Annotated in this window: 3 protein-coding genes and 1 pseudogene; 2 read left to right on the plus strand and 2 right to left on the minus strand. The window is 35.7% G+C overall.

The window, feature by feature from the left end:
• A pseudogene (locus tag C8R30_RS15390) lies at positions 1 to 143 on the minus strand (ISNCY family transposase); the annotation flags it as partial.
• A 312-nt stretch (positions 144 to 455) separates the two neighbouring features.
• Between C8R30_RS15390 and C8R30_RS15395 the strand changes: the two are divergent.
• Positions 456 to 1,229: a hypothetical protein gene (locus C8R30_RS15395; protein WP_181258766.1), complete on the plus strand. Its 774-nt coding sequence runs from the start codon at positions 456 to 458 to the stop codon at positions 1,227 to 1,229.
• Positions 1,230 to 1,613: 384 nt separating this feature from the next.
• A complete protein-coding gene (locus C8R30_RS15400; RefSeq protein ID WP_107784543.1) occupies positions 1,614 to 3,866 on the plus strand; it encodes an nSTAND3 domain-containing NTPase in 2,253 nt (750 codons plus the stop codon).
• A gap of 446 nt (positions 3,867 to 4,312) precedes the next feature.
• On the opposite strand, the gene C8R30_RS15405 is transcribed toward C8R30_RS15400, so the two are convergent.
• On the minus strand, positions 4,313 to 4,561 hold the full coding sequence (locus tag C8R30_RS15405) for a YlcI/YnfO family protein (RefSeq protein ID WP_107790536.1): 249 nt from the start codon (positions 4,559 to 4,561) through the stop codon (positions 4,313 to 4,315).
• Positions 4,562 to 4,662: the final 101 nt, after the last annotated feature.

The following is a 4,662-nucleotide window of genomic DNA, read 5'->3' on the forward strand; positions in this document are numbered from 1 at the left end:
TTCTGGCGCAATGCTTCGTCTAGGTAGAGATACTGCAACCCACGCAGTACCTTCGGTATGTCGTCTCGCGATCTCAGATCAAATTTGATTTGAGAGACGTCAATTTCACCCAATTTCATCTGGATATTTTGTACAACGCGCATTCGCCCTCCACTCCAACGAAGTTTATATCTTGAGAATGATATTCCCTCTGATTTTAGTCGAAGTTTGAGGCTATTTCGCTTAAAAATAAGCAAAAATTAGCTAATAAACCCAGCTTTACTCTATTTCCAACAAAACTTCGTCTCTAAAATTAAAATGTAACTTCTTGTTACTTATTCAATTTATGAGTTTTCGGGCTGACACTACTTAATATTTTGTTTGAACTTAATGCTAGGCGCAAGCAATGCATAAAAACAATCATTATTGCTGATGACGTAACTGATTCATTTGATTACAAGAACAAGTATGCAATAGTGGAATATTTAAAAGAAAATGCCGAACTAGAAAACTTCTATTTTTTATTTCTTACACACAACTATGATTTCCATAGGACTATTAGTGAACGACTCGATATTTGGCGAGAATATAGATTAGTCGCTGTAAAGAATGGAAGAAATTTAACTTTAAAGCAAGAAACATATAAGAAGAATCCTTTTGATCATTGGAAAAAAAATCTAAAAACAGATCAACGCTATGTTATTTCTGCAATTCCATTTATTAGGAATTTAGCTGATTATTGTGGCAAACAAGCAGAATATTCCAAACTCACTTCATTACTTCATATTAGAAACGATAGCTCAAATTTTGTTGTTCAAGATTTAGAAACAATTTATAAAGATGTTTTAAATAATCCAAGTCTTACCTTATCTAGTCCAAATAAACCAGTAATTGATCTTATATTTGAGCTTGCAGATGCTATTCAGATAGAACCTAACGAAACTGCGGAACTTGAAAGCAAAATCATTCTTTCAATTGCCATAAGATTAAAAGCTGAAATATTAATGATTAACAAGATAAAAGATCAAAAGTTTTTAGAAAAAATAACAAAGAATCAAACTACCGTACTTTTAAAACAGTTTAAAAAAGATTTCCCAGGAAATGCAAAACTGATTGCATTACTTGAACAAGTGAATTTAATGACACCAGAAAATATACATTTAAACTCATTTATGTATGAGCCAATTCTAGATATGGCTCCAGAACACTTAAAGCGTCTATATGCAGATTTAAAAATAGCTAATCCATGATATAGCGAGAATCATGAATAGAATATGCTCCAGCTATCTGAAAAATCATTCGTTTGTATAACTAACCCTTCCCACCGCGAACGCTAACTCTGCGTTATATCCACTCATTATTTTATTTTTCTTAGACAACCAATTAAATTCGTTCATATCACTAATACTAACCTATTTAACATTCCGTTTTCATTGGTTTTTAGGAACACTTACTGATTTTGGAGTAATTTATCTGAAATAATATAAAGTATCTTCTACTGTATATCATATGCTGCTGCTTTACAGTTGTTCTATGAAATGGAAAACAAAGCATTCTCTTGCAGGTATTAGTAAGCCAATGCCACATTTCTGAAAAAAATAAAATCTTGAATAATTAAGGAGACTGAAACAAACATGTCAGATTATGACTTCAAACAGCTTAATGATAAAGAATTTGAGATTCTTTGTTCTGATCTGCTTGGAGAAGTCGAAGGACGACGTTTTGAACGATTCAAGGCAGGAAAAGATGCTGGTGTTGACGGTCGTTTTTTTGCTGATAAGGGCAAGGAGGTCATTCTACAGTGCAAACACTGGTGTAATACCCCCTTAAAGCAACTTGTTCATACATTAAGTACAGTTGAAAAACCAAAGATCGATAAACTCAAGCCTAATCGATATCTGCTAATTGTTTCTAACCCATTATCTCGCGCTGATAAAAAAACAATTCATCGAGCGCTTGTTCCCTATGTTGTATCGGAAAGTGATATTTATGGAAAAGAAGATTTAAATGATTTGCTCAAAAGTAAGCCGCATATCGAACGACGGCACTATAAGCTTTGGCTTCATAGTTCTAGTGTTCTAGAGCACATTTTTAATAACGCAATTATCGGCCGAAGCATGTTCTCACTGGAAGAAATAATTCGCACCTCTGCTCGGTATGTAGTGACAGCGAACCATCAAGCCGCCCTGAAAATATTAGATAAGCTTGGAGTAGTCATTATTACAGGTGCACCTGGCATTGGCAAAACTACATTAGCCGACCATTTATGTCTACATTATACCGCTCAAGGTTTTGCTTATCTAAAAATTGCCGAAGATATTCGAGAAGCTGAGTCGGCATTTGATCCTGAAAGTAGGCAAGTTTTTTATTTTGATGATTTTCTAGGACGCAACTATTTGGAAGCACTCAAGGGGCATGAAGGCAGCCATATCTCTCAGTTTATTCGACGAATAGTCACAAATAAGAACAAACGATTCGTTTTGACTTCACGAAGCACGATCCTAAATCAAGGCAAGCAGTTAATCGACAGCTTTGATCACAACAACATTCAACAAAATGAATATGAGTTGCGAATCCAATCGCTAACCGATATGGACAAAGCGCAGATTCTTTATAACCACATTTGGCACTCCGAACTCAATAACGATTTCATTGAGCAACTTTATCTTCAGCGCAGATACCGAAATATTATTAAACATAAAAATTTTAATCCCCGTCTTATAAATTATATCACTGATGCATCTAGACTTGATTCATGTTCTCCCACTGATTATTGGGAACATATCAATCGGTCGTTAACAAATCCTTCTCAAATCTGGGAAAACCCATTCATTGCTCAACAGGATGATTTCGGACGTGCACTCATTCTCTTGGTAGCGCTTAATGGATATGCGCTTGATGAAAATATACTTGCTGAGGCCTATCAACGTTATATAGCATTACCCGAAAATCAGAATCTTCATGGAAGGAGAGAATTTCGGTCAAATATTCGACAGCTTACAGGATCTTTTTTTAATCGAACTATTTCTCACAAGAAAGTAGCCACAATCGATCTATTTAATCCGTCAATCGGTGATTACTTATTGGAACGTTATGCAGGGGACGAGGTTGCATTCCGTCTTGGAATGCTAAGTCTTAGAACTCTTCAATCGTTAATGACTTTGAGAAGCCTAATGCTCAATGTCCAACTGTCTAAAAAACAAACCTTCTTCATTTGCGATGCAATAATAAAACAACTTGTTAATGAAAATTTCGAGAATACAAGCACGTCATATGTTTCATTACTTTGCGATATTTACAGAAATTGCGGCTGCTTAGCTTATGAGGATACTGATGCTTTGCAAACTGCCGCCATGTTCATTCTCAAAAAAAGTTTTGGATCCGTAACTGATGACTCTTTCAAACTGATCAAGTGGGCTGTTGAACAACATATTGTTAGTTCTGAGCAAGCTTTGGATTTCATTGTTAATAATCATAAATACATTGATTCGGAAGAAGAAATCAAAGCTATTTTATCGCTCCTGTCAACAATCCCAGAAACTACTCCAGGTTATGCCGAGTGCGAAAAATCTGCACGCAAGTATATCATCGACTTAGTGGTTGATAATTTTAGTGAATTTATCGATGTAATGTCTGCTTTCTCCCAAGTTGAGCATAGGGATTATAGGGAGGCTTATAGAATTCTGAAGAAGCTTGTTGTGGAAAAGCTCAATAACTTTGGGGCATTTTTCTATGAAGATGATATAGCTTGGCTCTTGAAATCGTATGACGTAGAAGATGAATTAGATCAATACTTTGAAAACATACACGATGACTATGATCAAGGATCAGAAAGCCCGGCGATGCTCGCTATTGATGAAATTGATGATCTGTTTGAAAGAAACTAAGTTAATACATAAAACTTCTTGCCAGGAAGTTTATATATATGATTTTAAAGTATATGTTTAAAAAATATTTATGCTTTCAACGATTAAGGGAAAGAAATAACATCATAGAGTTTCCGTCTCAGTTCAATATTACGGTAATTGAGATATCTTTGTTTGGATCTCAGGATCACTCTGCCGTCTACATAATGTCTACACATATAAAAATATATATAAGAATTGCATTGTAAACTATTGAATTTATTGGTGCTGTTGAGAGGAGTCGAACCTCCGACCTACTGATTACGAAGCTTGGCTACAAATTATAGATATCTATAGATCAAACACTTATAACGCTTGCCACAGCTAAAACCAATGTCACGCAGCCCCAATCGATGGGATTTCAGCGGCAGTCTGGCACAAATTTGACACAATCAATTTTGATATGTTTAGATGGTGCCGCTAAGTAACTACTCTGCTTCATCACCTTCTCGCGGCGCTTCTCCGCCTTGATGATAAAGAATTTCTTCAAACATTTTTAAGTCAGCACGCTTAGTGCGCTCTCTAAAAAATTCTTCGGCTTCCAGTGCAGATATTTTTTCTGCTACTGCCATCGAAATAAATTGGTTGAGGCTTGTTCCATCGCGTTTTGCCATTTTTACAACTTCCTCCTTCAAGGATTTGGGAAGCCGTAAAGGATATGTCGTGGTTTCACTCATTGTCTAACCCAAGAATCGCGATTCACTCATGTCAATGCAAGGAAATACCCCCACCACATAAGTGATTCGGTAGAATTAGAGCTATCGAAACTTTCACCTAT

This window comes from Nitrosomonas nitrosa (assembly GCF_003051105.1).
GTDB lineage: Bacteria > Pseudomonadota > Gammaproteobacteria > Burkholderiales > Nitrosomonadaceae > Nitrosomonas > Nitrosomonas nitrosa.